The organism is Pseudomonas sp. YNh (genome assembly GCF_037993085.1).
In the GTDB taxonomy this organism is placed as follows: Bacteria; Pseudomonadota; Gammaproteobacteria; order Pseudomonadales; family Pseudomonadaceae; genus Aquipseudomonas; species Aquipseudomonas putida.
In genome coordinates this window covers 236,396-254,217 of record NZ_JBBMRJ010000007.1, presented here as the reverse complement: position 1 = coordinate 254,217, position 17,822 = coordinate 236,396, and the positions used below count along the sequence as shown (strand labels likewise).

18 protein-coding genes are annotated in these 17,822 nt (G+C 62.3%); 10 read left to right on the top strand and 8 right to left on the bottom strand.

The features are described 5' to 3' along the window. Window positions 1–787: 787 nt before the first annotated feature. Window positions 788–1,987, bottom strand: a complete 1,200-nt coding sequence (gene tyrS, locus WF331_RS10150) for a tyrosine--tRNA ligase (RefSeq protein ID WP_284364625.1) — start codon at window positions 1,985–1,987, stop codon at window positions 788–790. Window positions 1,988–2,199: 212 nt separating this feature from the next. Between tyrS and WF331_RS10145 the strand changes: the two genes are divergently transcribed. Then, window positions 2,200–3,621 carry a peptidoglycan DD-metalloendopeptidase family protein gene (locus tag WF331_RS10145; protein ID WP_016497736.1) on the top strand — a complete coding sequence of 474 codons (1,422 nt, stop codon included), beginning with the start codon at window positions 2,200–2,202 and terminating at the stop codon, window positions 3,619–3,621. Window positions 3,622–3,625: 4 nt separating this feature from the next. Continuing rightward, window positions 3,626–4,717, top strand: a complete 1,092-nt coding sequence (locus WF331_RS10140; RefSeq protein WP_284364622.1) for an anhydro-N-acetylmuramic acid kinase — start codon at window positions 3,626–3,628, stop codon at window positions 4,715–4,717. 59 nt (window positions 4,718–4,776) lie between these two features. On the opposite strand, the gene erpA is transcribed toward WF331_RS10140, so the two are convergent. Both erpA and argC read right to left on the bottom strand, forming a co-directional pair. Then, on the bottom strand, window positions 4,777–5,127 hold the full coding sequence (erpA, locus tag WF331_RS10135) for an iron-sulfur cluster insertion protein ErpA (protein ID WP_016497734.1): 351 nt from the start codon (window positions 5,125–5,127) through the stop codon (window positions 4,777–4,779). Between the two features lie 146 nt (window positions 5,128–5,273). Then, window positions 5,274–6,308, bottom strand: coding sequence for an N-acetyl-gamma-glutamyl-phosphate reductase (argC, locus tag WF331_RS10130; protein WP_284364617.1), 1,035 nt, complete (start codon window positions 6,306–6,308; stop codon window positions 5,274–5,276). A 142-nt stretch (window positions 6,309–6,450) separates the two neighbouring features. Here argC and hemJ point away from each other — a divergent pair, with 142 nt between their 5' ends. The 6 genes from hemJ to WF331_RS10100 all read left to right on the top strand — a co-directional run bounded on the left by hemJ (window position 6,451) and on the right by WF331_RS10100 (window position 10,877). After that, the gene (hemJ, locus tag WF331_RS10125) at window positions 6,451–6,876 is read left to right on the top strand and encodes a protoporphyrinogen oxidase HemJ (RefSeq protein WP_049275156.1); all 426 of its coding nucleotides are present in this window, start codon (window positions 6,451–6,453) and stop codon (window positions 6,874–6,876) included. Window positions 6,877–6,904: 28 nt separating this feature from the next. Further along, window positions 6,905–7,861 carry an NAD(P)H-dependent flavin oxidoreductase gene (locus WF331_RS10120; protein ID WP_284364613.1) on the top strand — a complete coding sequence of 319 codons (957 nt, stop codon included), beginning with the start codon at window positions 6,905–6,907 and terminating at the stop codon, window positions 7,859–7,861. Between the two features lie 67 nt (window positions 7,862–7,928). Continuing rightward, window positions 7,929–8,711, top strand: a complete 783-nt coding sequence (locus WF331_RS10115; protein WP_016497730.1) for an SDR family NAD(P)-dependent oxidoreductase — start codon at window positions 7,929–7,931, stop codon at window positions 8,709–8,711. A 63-nt stretch (window positions 8,712–8,774) separates the two neighbouring features. Further along, window positions 8,775–9,113, top strand: a complete 339-nt coding sequence (locus WF331_RS10110; protein WP_016484636.1) for a histidine triad nucleotide-binding protein — start codon at window positions 8,775–8,777, stop codon at window positions 9,111–9,113. Between the two features lie 65 nt (window positions 9,114–9,178). Beyond that, window positions 9,179–9,826: a 2-polyprenyl-3-methyl-6-methoxy-1,4-benzoquinone monooxygenase gene (gene coq7, locus WF331_RS10105; RefSeq protein WP_284364609.1), complete on the top strand. Its 648-nt coding sequence runs from the start codon at window positions 9,179–9,181 to the stop codon at window positions 9,824–9,826. A 10-nt stretch (window positions 9,827–9,836) separates the two neighbouring features. Then, a complete protein-coding gene (locus WF331_RS10100) occupies window positions 9,837–10,877 on the top strand; it encodes a DUF2157 domain-containing protein (protein ID WP_340622863.1) in 1,041 nt (346 codons plus the stop codon). Window positions 10,878–10,921: 44 nt separating this feature from the next. On the opposite strand, the gene WF331_RS10095 is transcribed toward WF331_RS10100, so the two are convergent. Continuing rightward, complete coding sequence (locus WF331_RS10095; RefSeq protein WP_004376171.1) at window positions 10,922–11,344, bottom strand: OsmC family protein; 423 nt, start codon at window positions 11,342–11,344, stop codon at window positions 10,922–10,924. 189 nt (window positions 11,345–11,533) lie between these two features. Here WF331_RS10095 and crp point away from each other — a divergent pair, with 189 nt between their 5' ends. After that, on the top strand, window positions 11,534–12,178 hold the full coding sequence (crp, locus tag WF331_RS10090; protein WP_016497727.1) for a cAMP-activated global transcriptional regulator CRP: 645 nt from the start codon (window positions 11,534–11,536) through the stop codon (window positions 12,176–12,178). 9 nt (window positions 12,179–12,187) lie between these two features. Here crp and WF331_RS10085 read toward each other — a convergent pair whose 3' ends face one another. From WF331_RS10085 to WF331_RS10070, 4 genes are all read right to left on the bottom strand, one after another. Further along, window positions 12,188–12,892: a lipoate--protein ligase family protein gene (locus WF331_RS10085; RefSeq protein WP_016497726.1), complete on the bottom strand. Its 705-nt coding sequence runs from the start codon at window positions 12,890–12,892 to the stop codon at window positions 12,188–12,190. A gap of 149 nt (window positions 12,893–13,041) precedes the next feature. Further along, window positions 13,042–13,875, bottom strand: coding sequence for an indole-3-glycerol phosphate synthase TrpC (gene trpC / locus WF331_RS10080; protein ID WP_016497725.1), 834 nt, complete (start codon window positions 13,873–13,875; stop codon window positions 13,042–13,044). Then, entirely contained in the window at window positions 13,872–14,921 is a 1,050-nt protein-coding gene (trpD, locus tag WF331_RS10075) for an anthranilate phosphoribosyltransferase (RefSeq protein WP_016497724.1), read from the bottom strand. The genes trpC and trpD overlap by 4 nt, the downstream gene beginning before the upstream one ends. 9 nt (window positions 14,922–14,930) lie before the next feature. Then, entirely contained in the window at window positions 14,931–15,524 is a 594-nt protein-coding gene (locus WF331_RS10070) for an aminodeoxychorismate/anthranilate synthase component II (protein ID WP_016497723.1), read from the bottom strand. 367 nt (window positions 15,525–15,891) lie between these two features. Here WF331_RS10070 and estP point away from each other — a divergent pair, with 367 nt between their 5' ends. Beyond that, window positions 15,892–17,781, top strand: coding sequence for an esterase EstP (gene estP, locus WF331_RS10065; RefSeq protein WP_284364602.1), 1,890 nt, complete (start codon window positions 15,892–15,894; stop codon window positions 17,779–17,781). Window positions 17,782–17,822 lie beyond the last annotated feature (41 nt).

The following is a 17,822-nucleotide window of genomic DNA, read 5'->3' as shown; positions in this document are numbered from 1 at the left end:
TTAAAGAGCGTTTGGTTAAGAGCTTTTCGTCTCAACCGAGGCGCGCATTCTACGCTTTCCTCAGAGCCTGTCAAGCGTTTATTTTGAAGTTTTTTCCGAGAAACTCGTTTAGCTTCAAACACTTAACTCGCTGCGATCTCTCGTAGCGGGAGGTGAATCATACAGCGTTTAGAAGCGCTGTCAACCACCATTTCAACCGCTTGCGATCTTTCGATCGTAGCCCTTTCAGCACCACCTTAACCACCTAACTCATTGAATCTCAAGGAGTTTGTCGTTCCGATGTCGCTGGAAGTGGGGCGCATTATAAGGGGATTCGGAAGGGCGTCAACCTTTAATTTCAAGAAACTGAAATATAAGCGGGAAATACCCTAGAAAGGCTAACAGGTGCCCGCCACAACACCTTCTGCGCCTATGAGATCGAACGCCGCCCGCGCGGCGCATCGCGACGCAAGGCCGCTCCCACATTTGTTTCGGGCCAGTTACTCCTGCCTCCTCCGCACTCGCACCCCTGGGTGTATGGCTGGAGGTTGCAGAGAAGCGGCGGCGCAACCTTCGATATCGAATGGAACACACAAGGGGTCGCGCGCCAATGGCACAGGCTGGACTGGCCTGAAACAGATGTGGGAGCGGCCTTGCGTCGCGATGCGCCGCGCGGGCGGCGCTCGATCTCACAGGCGCTGAAAGACCCAAGGCGAACACCGCCGAAATGCCCAAGGCGAACACCCCAAAAACAAAGCGGGGAGGCCTTTCGGCCTCCCCGCTTCTATATAGCTACACCTGCAAGCACTCACTCAGCCTTGAGGGTAACCCGCGCAAACGACTTCTTGCCCGCCTGGCACACATGGGTCGCACCCAGCGCAAACACGAAGTCACGATCAACTACCGCACCGTCGACCTTAACAGCACCGCCACTCAACAGGTCCCGCGCCTGAGCCGAGTTCTTCACCAGGCCAGCCCGGTTCAACACGGCCGCGATCGGCAAGTCTTCCGCTGCAGCCACTTCGACTTCCGGCAGGTCTTCCGGCAACTCGCCTTCTTTCATGCGGTTACCTGCACCACGGTGAGCGCTGGCCGCAGCCTCTTCACCATGGAAGCGCGCAACGATCTCTTCGGCCAGCTTGATCTTGATGTCGCGCGGGTTGGCACCTTTGGCGACGTCGGCACGGAACTGCTCGATCTCTTCCATCGAACGGAAGCTCAGCAGTTCGAAGTAACGCCACATCAAGGTATCCGGGATCGAGACCAGCTTGCTGTACATTACCCCCGGCGCTTCCTGGATGCCTACATAGTTGCCCAGCGACTTGGACATCTTCTTCACACCGTCGAGGCCTTCGAGCAGCGGCATGGTCACGATGTTCTGCGCTTCCTGGCCATAGGCGCGCTGCAACTCGCGCCCCATCAGCAGGTTGAACTTCTGATCGGTACCACCCAACTCGACGTCCGCCTTCAGCGCCACCGAGTCATATCCCTGCACCAACGGGTAAAGGAACTCGTGAATGGCAATCGGCTGGTTGGTGGTGTAGCGCTTGTCGAAGTCGTCGCGCTCAAGCATGCGCGCCACGGTGTACTGCGACGCCAGGCGAATGAAATCGGCCGGGGTCAGCTTGTCCATCCAGGTGGAGTTGAACGCGACCTCGGTCTTGGCCGGGTCGAGAATCTTGAACACCTGCTGCTTATAGGTCTCGGCGTTGTCCAGCACTTGCTCACGGGTCAGCGGTGGGCGCGTGGCGCTCTTGCCGCTGGGGTCACCGATCATGCCGGTGAAGTCACCGATCAGGAAGATGACCTGATGGCCCAGCTCCTGGAACTGACGCAGCTTGTTGATCAGCACCGTGTGCCCCAGGTGCAGGTCAGGCGCAGTCGGGTCAAAGCCGGCCTTGATGCGCAGAGGCTGGCCGCGCTTGAGCTTCTCCACCAGTTCCGACTCGACCAGTACTTCTTCCGCGCCGCGCTTTATAAGCGCCAGCTGCTCTTCAACCGACTTCATAGACAAACCCGCAAGGCTCAGATTCAGGGGGAGCCAACCATACAAGATCGGCCGTCAAATACAAGTTTCGCAAAGGAATGTGACCCGGGCACCGGCTTGCGGCGTCTACGCGCCCTTGCGTGAAAATGGATTTGGTTATATTTTATACAGTTATTTCATCTTCATCATGTCATTCATCTTTTCCATTTCACTTTTTCAAAGTCACCTTACCCATGACCAACGAACCGCCTAAAGCGCCCCCGCTTTATCCGAAAAGCCATCTGTTGGCCGCCAGCGGCATTGCCGCCCTGCTCAGTCTGGCTCTGCTGGTATTTCCGTCCAGCGAAGTGGAAGCCAAGAAAACCACCCTCAACCTCGAGCTGGAGAGCCCTGCCGAGCAGCTGAAAGACGAATCCCGTGCTGCGCCCCTGGTGCAGGCCGAAGGCGAGCAAGGCTCGCCATTCGCCCAGATCGAAGAGGCTACACCCGAGACCCAGAAGGCCGAGCAATCAACCCCTGCCGCCGAGCCTGTCGCCGAAGCCGCCAAGGAGCCTGGCCATCGCGAGGTCACCGTGGCCCGTGGCGACACCCTGTCCACCCTGTTCGCCAAGGTCGGCTTGCCGAGCAATGCGGTGCACGACCTGCTGGCCAGTAACAAGCAGGCCAAGCAGTTCAGCCAGCTCAAGCACGGCCAGGTGCTGCAGTTCGAGCTCGACAAGGATGGCCAACTGGCCAGCCTGCACAGCAAAGTCAGCAACCTCGAAACCATTCGCCTGACCAAGTCCGCCAAGGGCTACACCTTCAACCGCGAAATCAGCAAACCGGTGGTGCGTACCGCCTACGCCCACGGCGTGATCAAAAGCTCGCTGTCGGCCTCGGCCCAGCGCGCCGGCCTGTCCCACAGCATGACCATGGACATGGCCCGGGTGCTGGGTTACGACATCGACTTCGCCCAGGATATTCGCCCGGGCGACGAGTTCGACGTGGTCTACGAGCAGAAGGTGATGGACGGCAAGGTGGTCGGCACCGGCAACATACTGTCTGCCCGGTTCACCAACCGCGGCAAGACCTACACCGCCGTGCGCTACACCAACAAGCAGGGCAATACCACCTACTACACTGCCGACGGCAACAGCCTGCGCAAGGCCTTCATCCGTACTCCGGTGGACTTCGCCCGCATCAGCTCGCGCTTTTCCGCCGGCCGCAAGCACCCGATCCTGAACAAGATCCGCGCCCACAAAGGCGTCGACTACGCCGCCCCCCGCGGTACGCCGATCAAGGCAGCCGGTGACGGCCGCATCGAACTGGCCGGGCGCCGTGGCGGTTACGGCAACACCGTGATCATCCAGCACGGCAATCGCTACAAGACGCTGTACGGTCACATGCAAGGCTTTGCCAAGGGCATCAAGACTGGCAGCTCGGTGAAGCAGGGCCAGATCATCGGCTACATCGGCACCACCGGCCTGTCCACCGGCCCGCACCTGCACTACGAGTTCCAGGTCAACGGTGTGCACGTCGATCCACTCAGCCAGAAAGTGCCGATGGCCGACCCGATCGCCAAAAACGAGCGCCAACGCTTCCAGCAGCAGAGCCAACCCCTGATCGCCCGTATGGATCAGGAAAAAGCCACCCTGCTCGCAGCGAACAAGCGCTAAGCCCATGGCGCTCTACCTGGGGGTGATGTCCGGCACCAGCCTCGATGGCCTGGACATCGCCTTGATCAAACAAGGCGAGCAGCTTGAACTGCTCGCCACCCATTACCTGCCCATGCCCGGCGACTTGCGTCAGGACCTGCTTGCCCTGTGCAGCAGCGGCGCTGACGAGATCGCGCGCGCGGCGCTGGCAGAAAACCGCTGGGCCACCCTGGCAGCCGAAGGTATCCGTGAACTGCTGGCCCGTCAGGGTCTTCAGGCCGATGCCATCCGCGCCATCGGCAGCCACGGCCAGACCATCCGCCACGAACCCGCACGCGGTTTTACCGTGCAGATCGGCAACCCGGCGTTGCTCGCCGAGCTCACCGGCATCAGCGTGGTTGCCGACTTCCGCCGGCGCGATGTGGCTGCTGGTGGCCAAGGTGCGCCCTTGGTACCGGCCTTCCACGAAACCCTGTTCGGCCACCTGGGCCAGCGCCTGGCAGTCCTGAACGTAGGCGGTTTCAGCAACCTCAGCCTGATCGAGCAGGACAAGCCGGTCCACGGCTTCGATTGCGGCCCGGGTAACGTGCTGCTGGATGCCTGGATAGAGCGCAAGCGCGGCCAGGCCTACGATGCCGATGGTGCCTGGGCGGCCTCGGGCGTGGTGCAGGCGGGCTTGCTCGGTGTATTGCTGGCCGACCCGTTCTTCGCTGGTAGCGGCCCGAAAAGTACAGGCCGCGAGGTGTTCAACCTGCCTTGGCTGGATGGTCACCTGGCGGGCCTGCCCACTTACCAGGACGAGGATGTCCAGGCGACGCTGCTGGAGCTTACCGCTCGCAGCATCATCGACTCGCTGAGCCACGCCCAGCAAGGCACCAAGGCGTTGCTGGTGTGTGGTGGTGGCGCGCGTAACGGCGCCCTGATGGCCCGCCTCGGCCAGCTGCTACCCGAGGCCCGTGTCGCCAGCACCGGCGCCCATGGCGTAGACCCTGACTGGGTAGAGGCCATGGCCTTTGCCTGGCTGGCTCACTGCTGCCTGGAAGGCATCTGTGCCAACCGCCCAAGCGTGACAGCGGCCAAAGGCCTGCGGGTACTGGGCGCAATCTACCCGGCATAACCGCTACGCCAGAAAGCAAAACGCCGCGCAATTGCGCGGCGTTTTCTTAAGGCCAGACTTCAGATCGAGAACGAGGAACCGCAACCGCACGTAGTGGCAGCGTTCGGGTTCTTGATCACAAAGCGCGAACCCTCCAGGCCTTCCTGATAGTCCACCTCGGCACCAGCCAGATACTGGAAGCTCATCGGGTCGACGACCAGCGCCACGCCTTCGCGCTCGACGATGGTGTCGTCTTCGGCCACATCCTCATCGAAAGTGAAGCCGTACTGGAAGCCCGAGCAACCACCACCGGTCACGAACACCCGCAGCTTCAGACGCTCATTGCCTTCCTCATCGACCAGGTTCTTCACTTTCTGGGCTGCCCCATGGGTGAATTCCAGACCGGTAGGGGTGAAGGTTTCGACGCTCATGTTGACTCTCCCGGCGCAGTTGCCGCCTTAAAACTCGATGACGCGCATTATCCGCTTTCCCGAGAAAATCGGTCAACAATTGTGCGGCTTTAGTCGCGACAAACAAAAAGGCCCGCACGAGGCGGGCCATTTCGACAGGGGCTTGCTTACGGCAACAAGCCCGCGTGGGACAGGCCCATGCGCTCATCCAGACCAAACAGGATGTTCAGGTTCTGTACCGCCTGGCCCGACGCGCCCTTGACCAGGTTGTCGATCACCGACAGCACCACCACCAGGTCACCACCCTGCGGGCGATGAACGGCAATGCGGCAGACGTTGGCGCCGCGCACACTGCGGGTTTCCGGGTGGCTGCCCGCTGGCATCACATCGACGAACGGTTCGTGGGCGTAGCGCTTTTCGAACAGCGCCTGCAGGTCGACCGAGGTGTCGACCACGTTCGCGTACAGGGTGGCGTGGATGCCACGGATCATTGGCGTCAAGTGCGGCACGAAGGTCAGGCCGATGTCCTTGCCAGCGGCCAGGCGCAGGCCCTGGCTGATTTCCGGCAGGTGACGATGGCCCTTGACCGCATAGGCCTTCATGCTTTCGCCGGCCTCGCAGAACAGCGAACCGACTGCCGCACCACGACCAGCGCCACTGACACCCGACTTGCAGTCGGCAATCAGGCGCGACGGGTCGGCCAGGCCCGCTTCCAGCAGCGGCAAGAAGCCCAGCTGGGTGGCGGTCGGGTAGCAACCCGGCACGGCGATCAGGCGCGCCTGGCGAATCTTCTCGCGGTTGACTTCAGGCAGGCCATATACCGCGTCCTTGAGCAGTTCTGGCGCGCCGTGCGGCTGACCATACCACTTGCCCCACTCGGTAGCATCCTGCAGGCGGAAGTCAGCCGACAGGTCGATCACCTTGGTACCGGCCGCCAGCAGTTCGCCAGCCAGGGCATGGGCAACACCGTGCGGAGTGGCGAAGAACACCACATCGCAGGCGGCCAGGGCCTTGCTGTCCGGCACGCTGAACGCCAGCCCGTCATAGTGGCCGCGCAGGTTCGGGTACATGTCCGCCACCGCCACGCCCGCCTCGGAGCGCGAAGTGATGACCGCCACTTCGGCCTGTGGATGCTGTGCCAGCAGACGCAACAGTTCGACGCCGGTGTAACCCGTGCCGCCGACGATACCGACCTTGATCATAACGCTTGCCCCTTATCAACGAGCCGTCTGGAAAGCGCACGATAATAGGGTCGCGAAGCGCCTGTAACAACTCTTCGGGTGACCCTTCGGGCGCTTGACCACTACTATCTGACGACCGTGAATACCTGAAGGAACTCCCTCCATGCTTTACCTATGGATCAAAGCGCTGCATATCGTCAGCGTGGTCTGCTGGTTCGCCGGCCTGTTCTACCTGCCGCGGCTGTTCGTCTACCACGCCCAGAGCGAGGACAGCATCAGCAAGGACCGCTTCGTCACCATGGAACGCAAGCTGTACCGCGGCATCATGAACCCGGCAATGATCGCCACCTACGTGTTCGGCGCGTGGATGCTTTACCTCACCCCCGGCTGGCTCAGCCAGGGCTGGCTGCATGCCAAGCTGACCCTGGTCATCCTGCTGACCGGCTACCATCACATGTGCGGTGCCCAACGCAAACGCTTCGCCAGCGGCAACAACACCCGCAGCCATGTCTACTATCGGTGGTTCAACGAAGTGCCCGTGCTGTTCCTGCTGGGCATCGTAATTCTGGTGGTGGTCAAACCGTTCTGACATAGCCACCCGTTCAAGGAGCCTTGCCATGTCGCTACCTGCCTCGCTCGAACAACGCCTGCGCCTGCCTGTGGTTGCGGCGCCGATGTTCCTGATCTCCAACCCCACACTGGTGCTGGCATGCTGCGCCAGCGGCGTGGTCGGCAGTTTTCCGGCCCTTAACCAGCGCGACAGCGCCGGCTTCAAGGCTTGGCTGGAGGAGATCGAGGCAGGCCTGGCGCAATTGCAGGCGCCAGCCCCCTATGCAGTCAACCTGATCGTGCACCCGACCAACCCACGCCTGCAGGCCGACCTGGCCTTGTGCGTGGAACATCGCGTGCCGATCGTCATCACCAGCCTGGGGGCGGTCAAGGAAGTGGTCGATGCCGTGCATGGCTACGGCGGCCTGGTGTTCCACGACGTCACCACCCGCCGACATGCCGAGAAAGCCGCCGACGCGGGTGTCGACGGGCTGATCGCTGTCGCTGCCGGCGCAGGCGGCCATGCCGGCACCTGGAGCCCGTTCGCCTTGGCCGCAGAGATTCGCCAGTTCTTCGACAAGACCCTGCTGCTGGCCGGCTGTCTCAACCACGGCCACGAAATCCTTGCCGCACAATTGCTGGGCGCCGACCTGGCCTACATGGGCACACGGTTTATCGCTACTACAGAAAGCCAGGCTCAGGATGCCTACAAGCAGATGCTGCTCGATGCCCACGCCGCCGACATCATTCACACCCCGGCAGTGTCCGGCATCCCTGCAAGCTTCTTGCGTTCGAGCCTGGAGCAGGCTGGCTACGACATGAGCGCCCTCAAAGGCGGCCACGAGCAAGGCAAGCTCAAACCTGTCGACGACGAAGCCAAAGCCTGGAAGACCGTATGGTCGGCGGGCCAGGGCGTCGGCGAAATCCATGACCTGCCCAGTGCCAGTGCATTGATCGAACGGCTCCACAGTGAGTACCGGGAAGCCCTGGAGCGCTGCCAGATTCTGCGCGCCCGCACCTTGTAGCAAAACGCAACACCTTGCCCGGCCAAGCTGTACACTAGGCGCCCTCTTTCGCCCCCAGGAGCCTTGCATGACCCGTTACGCCATGATCACTGGTGCTTCCAGCGGCCTGGGCCTGGCCCTGGCGGAAGCGCTGGCACGGCGCGGGCGCAACCTGATCCTGGTGGCACGTCAGCGGGAAACGCTGGAGCCCGTGGCCATCGAGCTGACCCAGCGCTTTGGTGTCGAGGTGCTGTTCCGCGCCTGCGACCTCAGCCAGCCGCTGCGCCTGTCGGGCTTCGTACTGGAGCTGGAAGAAGGCGAACGGCGTATCGACCTGCTGGTCAACTGCGCCGGCTTGCGCACCTACGGGCCGTTCCTGGCTCATGAGTGGGCCGACGAACAGGACCTGCTTGAAGTCAACGTTCTGGCCCTGAGCCGCCTCTGCCATGCCATCGGCAACCTGATGGCCGTGCAGGGTGGCGGGCAGATCCTCAACGTCGCCGGCCTGGCCGGGGTGGCACCCGGCCCGTGGATGGCAGCCTATGCCGCCAGCAAGGCGTACGTGCTGAGCTTTTCCCAGGCGCTGCGCGAAGAGCTCAAGCGTGCCGGCATCAAGGTCTCGGTGCTGTGCCCCGGGCCGGTACGCTCCCCGCACCGGCGCATCGCCCGGCTCGACGGCAAACCCCGCTGCCTCAGCCCCGAGGAAATCGCGCTGTACACAGTACGTGCGCTGGACAAGAACCGCGCGCTGATCCTGCCCGGCCGGCGCAACCGCTGGCTGGCATTTGCCCCGCGCCTGCTGCCGCGCTGGCTGGTGTGCAAACTGGCCGGGGCCATCCACCGCCGCTATTGCCCGGCCGGCATGGAATAGCCACTGGGCGAGCGGCGCTCGGCTGAGTACACTCGGCCCGACCCTCACCATGGAGCAAGTGCTGTGGACGATCTATTCCTCAAAATCATCAACCGGGAAATCCCGGCGGATATCATCTACGAAGACGACCAGGTCCTGGCCTTCAAGGACATTGCACCCGCGGCACCGGTACATTTTCTGGTCATCCCGAAAAAACACATCCGCACGCTCAATGACCTGACCGAAGAAGACAAGGCCCTGGCTGGCCACATCCTGTTCACCGCCCAGCGCCTGGCTGTCGAGCAAGGCTGCGAGGAAGGTTTCCGCGTGGTCATGAACTGCAACCCGAAAGGCGGCCAGACCGTCTATCACATCCATATGCACGTGCTTGGCCAGCGCCAGATGAACTGGCCACCGGGCTGATCCACGGCAAGCGACCCCGCCGCTATTGCGGTAAACTGTCGGGCACATTCTTGCGGAGGTGCCCGATGGCTACCGAACGTCACTACTCGCCGCTCGACCGCTTGTTGCTGCAGGCCGATACCGCCATGCGCACCTTGCTGCCCTTCAGCGGCCAACCCGCCCGGCCATCGCCGGCCATTGTCCAGCCGGACGCGGAGCTGGACGATCAGCAGACCCGCCACATCGCCGGGCTGATGCGTATCAACCACACCGGCGAGGTGTGTGCCCAGGCGCTGTACCAGGGCCAGGCGCTGACCGCCAAACTGCCCCAGGTACGCAAGGCCATGGAGCATGCTGCCGAGGAAGAAGTGGACCACCTGGCCTGGTGCGAACAGCGCATTCGCCAGCTGAACAGCCACCCAAGCGTGCTCAACCCCCTGTTCTATGGCATGTCGTTCGGCATCGGCGCACTCGCCGGCCTGGTCAGCGACAAGGTCAGCCTGGGCTTCGTCGCCGCCACCGAACACCAGGTGTGCAAGCACCTCGACGAGCACCTGGAGCAAATCCCGCACGAAGACGAAAAGTCCCGGGCCATTCTCGAGCAGATGCGCATCGATGAAGAGCAGCATGCCGAATCAGCACTGGAAGCCGGTGGTTATCGCTTCCCGGCACCGGTCCGCTTTGGCATGAGCTTGCTGGCCAAGGTCATGACCAAGAGCACCTACCGCATCTGAAGGCATCGCCATGACGGATCGAATCGACGCCAAGGACCTGGCGCGCGCCGTGCAAGCCGGCATTCTTCAGCCGGGCCAGGACCAGGCCCTGCTGGTATTCCTGCGCCAGCAACCGGCCCAACGGGGCAGCTTCCAGCTGGCCCATGTCGCCTTCTACTTCGGCGCCATGCTGATCATGGCGGCCATGGGCTGGTTGCTCACCGAAGCCTGGATGAGCATTGGCGACGGCGCTCTGCTGGTCATCGCCAGCCTCTATATCCTGGTGATCACCTTGTTCGCCCTGCATCTGCAACGCCGCGCCCAGCCGGTTGCTGCCGGGGTGCTGGCGGCCGTCGCGGTCAGCATCGTGCCACTGGCAGTGTTCGCCATCGAACGCCTGGTGGGCTGGTGGCCACTGGACGACGCGCAAGCCAACTATCACCAGTACTACACCTACGTGCAGGGCGGCTGGCTGGCGATGGAAGCGGCCACGGTGCTCGCCGGGCTGCTGATGCTGCGGCTGATCCCCTACCCGTTCGTCGTGATGCCGATAGCCGTGGCCTTGTGGTTCATGTCGATGGACCTGAGCGAATGGTTCTTCGGCTCGCCGTTCAGCTGGGAGCAGCGCCGCGAGGTTTCGCTGTGGTTCGGGTTGGCTTTGCTGGTGGTGTTCCTTGTGATAGACGGCCGCACGCGAGAGGACTATGCCCGCTGGGGCTACCTGGCCGGGCTGGCGGCATTCTGGGGCGGGCTGACGCTGGTGGACAGTGGCAGTGAGTTGGGCAAGGCCCTGTACTGCCTGATCAACATCGTGCTGATGGGCATGGCGGTGCTGCTGCGCCGGCCGGTGTTCATGGTGTTTGGTGCGCTGGGGGTGGCGGCTTACCTGGGGTACCTGTCATACGAGGTGTTTGCCGAGTCGCTGCTGTTCCCGGTGGTGGTGACCTTGATCGGACTGGGGGTTATCTGGCTGGGGCTGGTTTACCAGAAGCGGCGGGAGCGGTTGAGCCAAGTAATGCGGGGATGGCTGCCAGGGTGGGTGCAAGCTGCACTGCCTGCGCTTCGGAGCTGATATTGCCGGCGATGGGCTGCGAAGCAGCCCCCAAACCCGTTGCGTTAACCGAGCTCTACGATTTCATACCCGTGGGTAATCTCAACCCCGGCACGTTCGAGCATGATCGAGGCCGAGCAGTACTTCTCTGCCGACAACTCCACTGCCCGCTTGACCTGTGCTTCTTTCAGACCACGGCCTTTCACCACGAAGTTCATGTGAATCTTGGTGAACACCTTCGGGTCTTCGCTGGCGCGCTCGGCTTCCAGAAACGCCTCGCAGCTTTCCACCGCCTGGCGCGATTTCTTCAGAATGCTCACCACGTCAAAGCTGCTGCAGCCACCCAGGCCCAACAGCAACATTTCCATCGGACGCACACCCAGGTTGCGGCCGCCGGCCTCGGGCGGGCCGTCCATCACGACGACATGACCACTCCCCGATTCGCCGAGGAACATGGCCTCACCGGCCCACTGGATACGTGCCTTCATCTACCCGGACTCCTGATATTCGGAAAAGGGTGTCAGCTTAGACCTTGTGCGGCTGTGGGAAAAGCACGAGACGTGTCGGTTTAGTACCGAAACATCCGGTGACGTCTGATAAGCTGGCGCCAAATGAATGGCGCTTGCGCCAGACAGCCTTATAAAAAGCCTACGGGTCGTATCGAACAGGATTTCGTGATGGTTGCCTCCGCCCTACCCGCCAAGATCAAGAACATCGACAAGCTGCTGGTACATTGCCAGCGCCGCCGTTATACCGCCAAGAGCAACATCATCTGCGCCGGCGACCGGGCCGAGACACTGTCATTCATCATCAAGGGTTCGGTCACCATCCTCATCGAAGACGACGACGGCCGTGAAATGATCATTGCCTATCTCAACAATGGCGATTTCTTTGGCGAGCTGGGGTTGTTCGAGCCGGTTGACGGCGAACAGCAGCGCAGTGCCTGGGTGCGAGCCAAGACTGAGTGCGAAGTGGCCGAGATCAGCTACGAGAAGTTCCGCGAACTGGCGCGCCAGGACCCGGAAATCCTCTATGCCCTGGGCAGCCAGATGGCCCAGCGCCTGCGCAACACTACACGCAAGGTCGGCGACCTGGCATTTTTCGACGTCACCGGGCGGGTTGCCCGTTGCCTGCTGGAATTGTGCAAGCAACCCGATGCCATGACCCACCCCGACGGCATGCAGATCAAGATCACCCGCCAGGAAATCGGGCGAATCGTCGGTTGCTCCCGGGAAATGGTCGGCCGCGTCCTCAAGGACCTTGAAGAGCGCAGCCTGGTGCAGGTAAAGGGCAAGACCATGGTGGTCTACGGTACCCGCTAGGGACAACGTCTAGTCCTTGGGCAGGTCTGCAAGCACCTTGGCGTAGGCCTGCGACAAGCGCGCGAACCAGGGCGCCGCGGGCGCCACTTCATGCAAGGCGATGTGTGCATCGGCGCGGCAGCGCTGCTCCAGCTCACAGCACTCATTGAAGCGGTTGACCGCCGCCACCATCGATTCACGCTCGTTGTCCAGCAGCAACGCACCGTGCACCAGCACTACCGGGCGCTTGCCACCCAGGCCCTGACGCCAGCGCTGGGCGGTGCCCACCAGCTTGCGGCCATTGAGGTTGACGTTGTAACGGCCATCGCAGAACGCCCCGTCGATTTCACCCACCGACGCCACCCCGCCCCACTCGCGCAGTACATCGCACAGCGGCAGGCACAGGCGCTCGTAGGCGCTTTCGATGCGGCCGTGATCGCCTTCGCTGCGCGGGGCAACGTACACCAGTGCGACGTTGACGGTGGAATGGGATTGGGGCACCGGCTCACCGCCAGTCTCGCGCAGCAGCACCGGCCAGCCGGCAATCGCCAGCTCCGAACAGGCGGCTTCGAAATTGTCGAGGCGGCTCATGCGCCGGGGCATGACCAGGGCATGGTCGGTAGGGCGCCAGAACAGCACGCCACTTTCGCGTTCGCCGCGGCACACCGCGGCCAGCAGTTCCTGTTCGGTGTGCAGGCCTTGTTCGACGGTCAGGGCCAGGGGTTGATCGGTCATTGATCCACCTTTGATGTTGTTTTTGATGGCCTCTTCGCGGGCATGCCCGCTCCCATAGCTCTAGCACAGGGCTTAAGAGTGGTGAAGCACCCGTGAAAGGGCCATGTCAGGCCTACAAAAAAGCCGGCAAAAACGCCGGCTTCATTTGATCAGTCCAGGTGCTGAACAGTCTTCTTCACTTGTTCGGGGAAGAACAACCGCTGCAACTCCAGCCCAGGCTGCTCAGCGCGCATGAACGCCTCGCCCACCAGGAACGAGTAAACCTCGTTGATTGCCATCAGTTCGACATCGGCCCGGTTGAGAATACCGCTTTCGGTAATCGCCAGGCGATCACGCGGAATGCGCGGCAGCAGGTCAAGGGTGGTTTCCAGGCTGACCTCGAAGGTGTGCAGGTTGCGGTTATTCACCCCCACCAGCGGCGTATCCAGGGTTTTCAACGCGCGCTCCAGCTCATCGCCATCGTGCACTTCCACCAGCACGTCGAGGCCGACGTCTTTTGCGGTCGCGGCCAGTTCGGCCATTTTCACGTCGTCCAGCGCCGAGACGATCAGCAGCACGCAGTCCGCGCCCAAGGCCCGGGCTTCGACGATCTGGTAAGGGTCGACCATGAAGTCCTTGCGGATCACCGGCAGCGAAACGGCAGCACGTGCCTGCTGCAGGTACTCATCGGCACCCTGGAAGTAATCGACATCGGTCAGTACCGAGAGGCAGGTAGCGCCGCCCTTCTCGTAGCTGACAGCGATTTCCGCCGGCACGAAGTGCTCGCGGATCACGCCCTTGCTCGGCGAAGCCTTCTTGATCTCGGCGATCACCGCTGGCTGTTTGCGCTTGGCCTGCTCGATCAGCGCATTGGCGAAGCCACGCGGGGCATCGGCAACCTTGGCCAGGCCTTCCAGCTCGGCGAGGCTGACGCGCGCGCTGCGCTCGGCCACTTCCTGGAACTTGCGGGCAATGATCCTTTCCAGCACCGTCGGCACACTCATGCTTCGTTCTCCACCTTGAATACTGCAGTAAAGGCACCCAGTTCCTGCAGCTTTTCCCAGGCCAGGCCGGTGTGCAGTACATCATGGGCCAGTTCTACACCGGCTTTCAGGCTCATGGCATGGTCGGCTGCATACAGTGCCGCGCCAGCATTAAGCACGATCATCTCGGCGGCCTTCTGACCGTTCTCGGTCTTGCGCCGGCCCAGCGCATCGCGGATCAACTCCAGCGACGCCTGCGGGTTCTCGACGGCAAGGCCATGCAAGCTCTGGCTCTTCATGCCGAGGTCTTCCGGCTCGACCCAGTATTCAGTAATTTCGTCGTTCTTCAGCTCGGCAACGAAGGTGGGGGCAGCCAGGCTGAACTCATCCAGGCCATCCTTCGAGTGCACCACCAGCACATGCTTGCTACCCAGGCGTTGCAGAACTTCAGCCAACGGGCGGCACAGGGCCTGAGCGAACACGCCGACCACCTGATGCTTCACTCCGGCCGGATTCGTAAGCGGGCCGAGCATGTTGAACAGGGTACGCAACCCCAGATCGCGGCGCGGGCCGGCAGCATATTTCATGGCCGAGTGATGGCTTTGCGCGAACATGAAGCCGATGCCCAGGCTGTCAATGCAGCGGGCCACCTGAACTGGCGTCAGGTTCAGATAGATGCCGGCAGCTTCCAACAGGTCGGCGCTGCCGCTCTTGCCCGACACTGCGCGGTTGCCGTGCTTGGCCACGGTGCAGCCCGCCGCCGCCAGGACGAACGAAGACGCGGTGGACACGTTGAAGATATTGGCCCCATCACCGCCGGTGCCGACGATATCAACGACGCCATCCAGGCTTTTCAGTTCAACCTTGTCGGCTAGCTCACGCATCACCGACACCGCGCCGACGATTTCGTCGATGCTTTCACTCTTCATGCGCATGCCCATCAGGAAGGCGCCGATCTGCGCCTCGCTGCACTGGCCGGTCATTATCTGGCGCATGACGTCGCGCATTTCTTCGGTAGAAAGGTCCAGCTGGCCGACGATACGGCTCAACGCGCTCTTGATATCCATGTTCGATCCTTAGCGGTGGCCGCCGGTCTGCTTGAGGAAGTTGGCGAACAGCTCGTGGCCCTGCTCGGTCAGGATCGACTCGGGGTGGAACTGCACCCCTTCGATATTCAGCGTTTTGTGACGCAGGCCCATGATCTCGTCGACCGAACCGTCTGCATGAGCGGTCCAGGCAGTGACCTCCAGGCAATCGGGCAAGGTTTCGCGCTTGACCACCAGCGAATGGTAGCGGGTCACGGTCAGCGGGTTGTTGAGGCCGGCGAACACGCCCAGGTCACGGTGGTGTACCGGGCTGGTCTTGCCGTGCATCACCTGGCGGGCACGCACCACGTCACCGCCAAAGGCCTGGCCGATGGACTGGTGGCCCAGGCACACACCCAGAATCGGCAGCTTGCCGGCAAAATGCAGGATGGCCTCGATGGACACGCCAGCCTCGCTTGGCGTGCACGGGCCCGGGGACACGACGATGCGCTCGGGGTTGAGGGCTTCGATCTGAGCGATGGTCATTTCGTCATTGCGAATGACCTTGACCTCGGCACCCAGCTCGCCAAGGTACTGGACGACGTTGTAAGTGAATGAGTCGTAATTGTCGATCATCAGTAACATGGTGTTGAACCTCTTGAATTTACTGACTTCAGAATTCGAACCTTCTTGCAGCCGCTACAGGCACGGCTTCGCCACAAAGGGCAGTAAAGAAGAAGGCAAACGGGGGCGGGCCGGGCGGGCCGGCAGGGGATAAAGTCAGGCGCGCCAACGCCAACGGGCGTGGGCCTTGATTACGCGCATCAAGAGTTTACTGACGATCAACACAGGATAGGTCTCGCTCATACGTCCCGGCACAGTAGCTTACCGGGGCGGCGGGCGCAATATGCCTTTAAACACGGGGAAACGAATGGACTTGGGAGGGATGCACTGCGATTTGCTAAGGTCGATCAGGTTGTCCAGATAAAAACAAAGAAAAGGATGTTCCCAGATGCGAAAAGCCCCGTTATTGCGTTTTACCCTTGCCTCACTGGCCCTGGCCTGCAGCCAGGCGTTCGCTGCACCCTCGCCCTATTCCACGCTGATCGTGTTTGGCGACAGCCTCGCCGATGCGGGGCAGTTCCCCGACCTGACCGGCGGCACATCCGGCGCCCGGTTCACAAACCGCGATGCCAATGGCAACTTTGCACCTGTGTCGCCCATGATCCTGGGGGGAAGGCTGGGTATAAACCCGGATGAGCTGAACCCCTCCACGTCAGTGGGCATCCAGCCCGATGGCAACAACTGGGCTGTCGGTGGTTATACAACCCAGCAGATCCTGGATTCGATCACGACAACTTCCGAGACCGTCATCCCGCCAGGAAACCCCGGCGCCGGCCTGGTGCTGCGTGAAAAGGCGGGCTACCTGGCCAACGGCCTGCGTGCCGACCCCAACGCGCTCTACTACCTGACGGGCGGCGGCAACGACTTCCTGCAAGGCCTGGTGAACAGCCCAGCCGACGCCGTGGCCGCCGGTGCCCGCCTTGCGGCCAGCGCCCAGGCGCTGCAACAAGGTGGTGCCCGCTACATCATGGTCTGGCTGCTGCCCGACCTGGGCCAAACGCCCAACTTCAGCGGCACGCCGCAGCAAAACCCGCTCTCACTGCTGTCTGGCGCGTTCAACCAGTCACTGATCAGCCAACTCGGTCAGATCGATGCCGAGATCATCCCGCTGAACATCCCGGTGCTGCTGGGCGAGGCACTGGCCAGCCCCAACCAGTTCGGCCTGGCCAGCGACCAGAACCTGGTCGGTACCTGCTACAGCGGCGCCAGCTGCGTGGAAAACCCGGTGTACGGCATCAATGGCACAAGCCCAGACCCGACAAAACTGCTGTTCAACGACTCGGTCCACCCGACCATTGCTGGCCAGCAACTGATTGCCGACTACGCCTATTCGATCATCTCCGCCCCGTGGGAACTGACGCTACTACCGGAAATGGCCCACGCCAGCCTGCGCGCCCACCAGGACGAACTGCGCAACCAATGGCAGACGCCCTGGCAGGCCGTTGGCCAATGGCAGGCCTTCGTCGCCACCGGTGCCCAGGACTTGGACTTCGACAGCCAGCACAGCGCGGCCAGCGGCGATGGCCGCGGCTATAACCTGACCGTGGGCGGCAGCTATCGCCTGAACGATGCCTGGCGTTTGGGCCTGGCCGGCGGCGCGTATCGGCAAAAGCTGGAGGCCGGCGCCAATGATTCGGACTACAAACTGAACAGCTACCTGGCCAGCGCCTTCGCCCAGTACCGCCAGGGCCGCTGGTGGGCCGATGCTGCATTGACCGCCGGGCACCTCGACTACAGCGACCTCAAGCGCACCTTTGCCCTTGGCGTGAACGAGCGCAGCGAAAAGGGCGACACCAACGGCGAGGCCTGGGCGATGTCCGGGCGGCTGGGCTACAACCTGGCGGCAGACAGCAGCAATTGGCAGCTGGCGCCATTCATCAGTGCCGACTATGCACGTGTGAAAGTGGATGGGTACAACGAGAAGAGCGGGCGCTCGACGGCACTGGGCTTCGATGACCAGGAGCGCACTTCACGCCGCTTGGGCCTGGGGTTGCTGGGCAGCGTGCAGGTGCTGCCAGGTACCCGGCTGCTCGCCGAGGTGGCACAGGAGCATGAATTCGAGGATGACCAGCAGGATGTAACGATGCACCTGACCAGCTTGCCAGCCAATGACTTCACCCTGACCGGTTATACGCCGCACAGCGACCTGACCCGGGCGAGCCTGGGGGTGAGCCATGAAGTGGTGGCAGGGGTGCATGTGCGTGGCAATTACAACTGGCGCAAGAGCGATGAGTTGACGCAGCAGGGGGTTAGCCTGGGGGTGAGCGTGGACTTCTGAATTGATGGGGCCGCTTTGCGGCCCTTCGCGGGCTCGCCCGC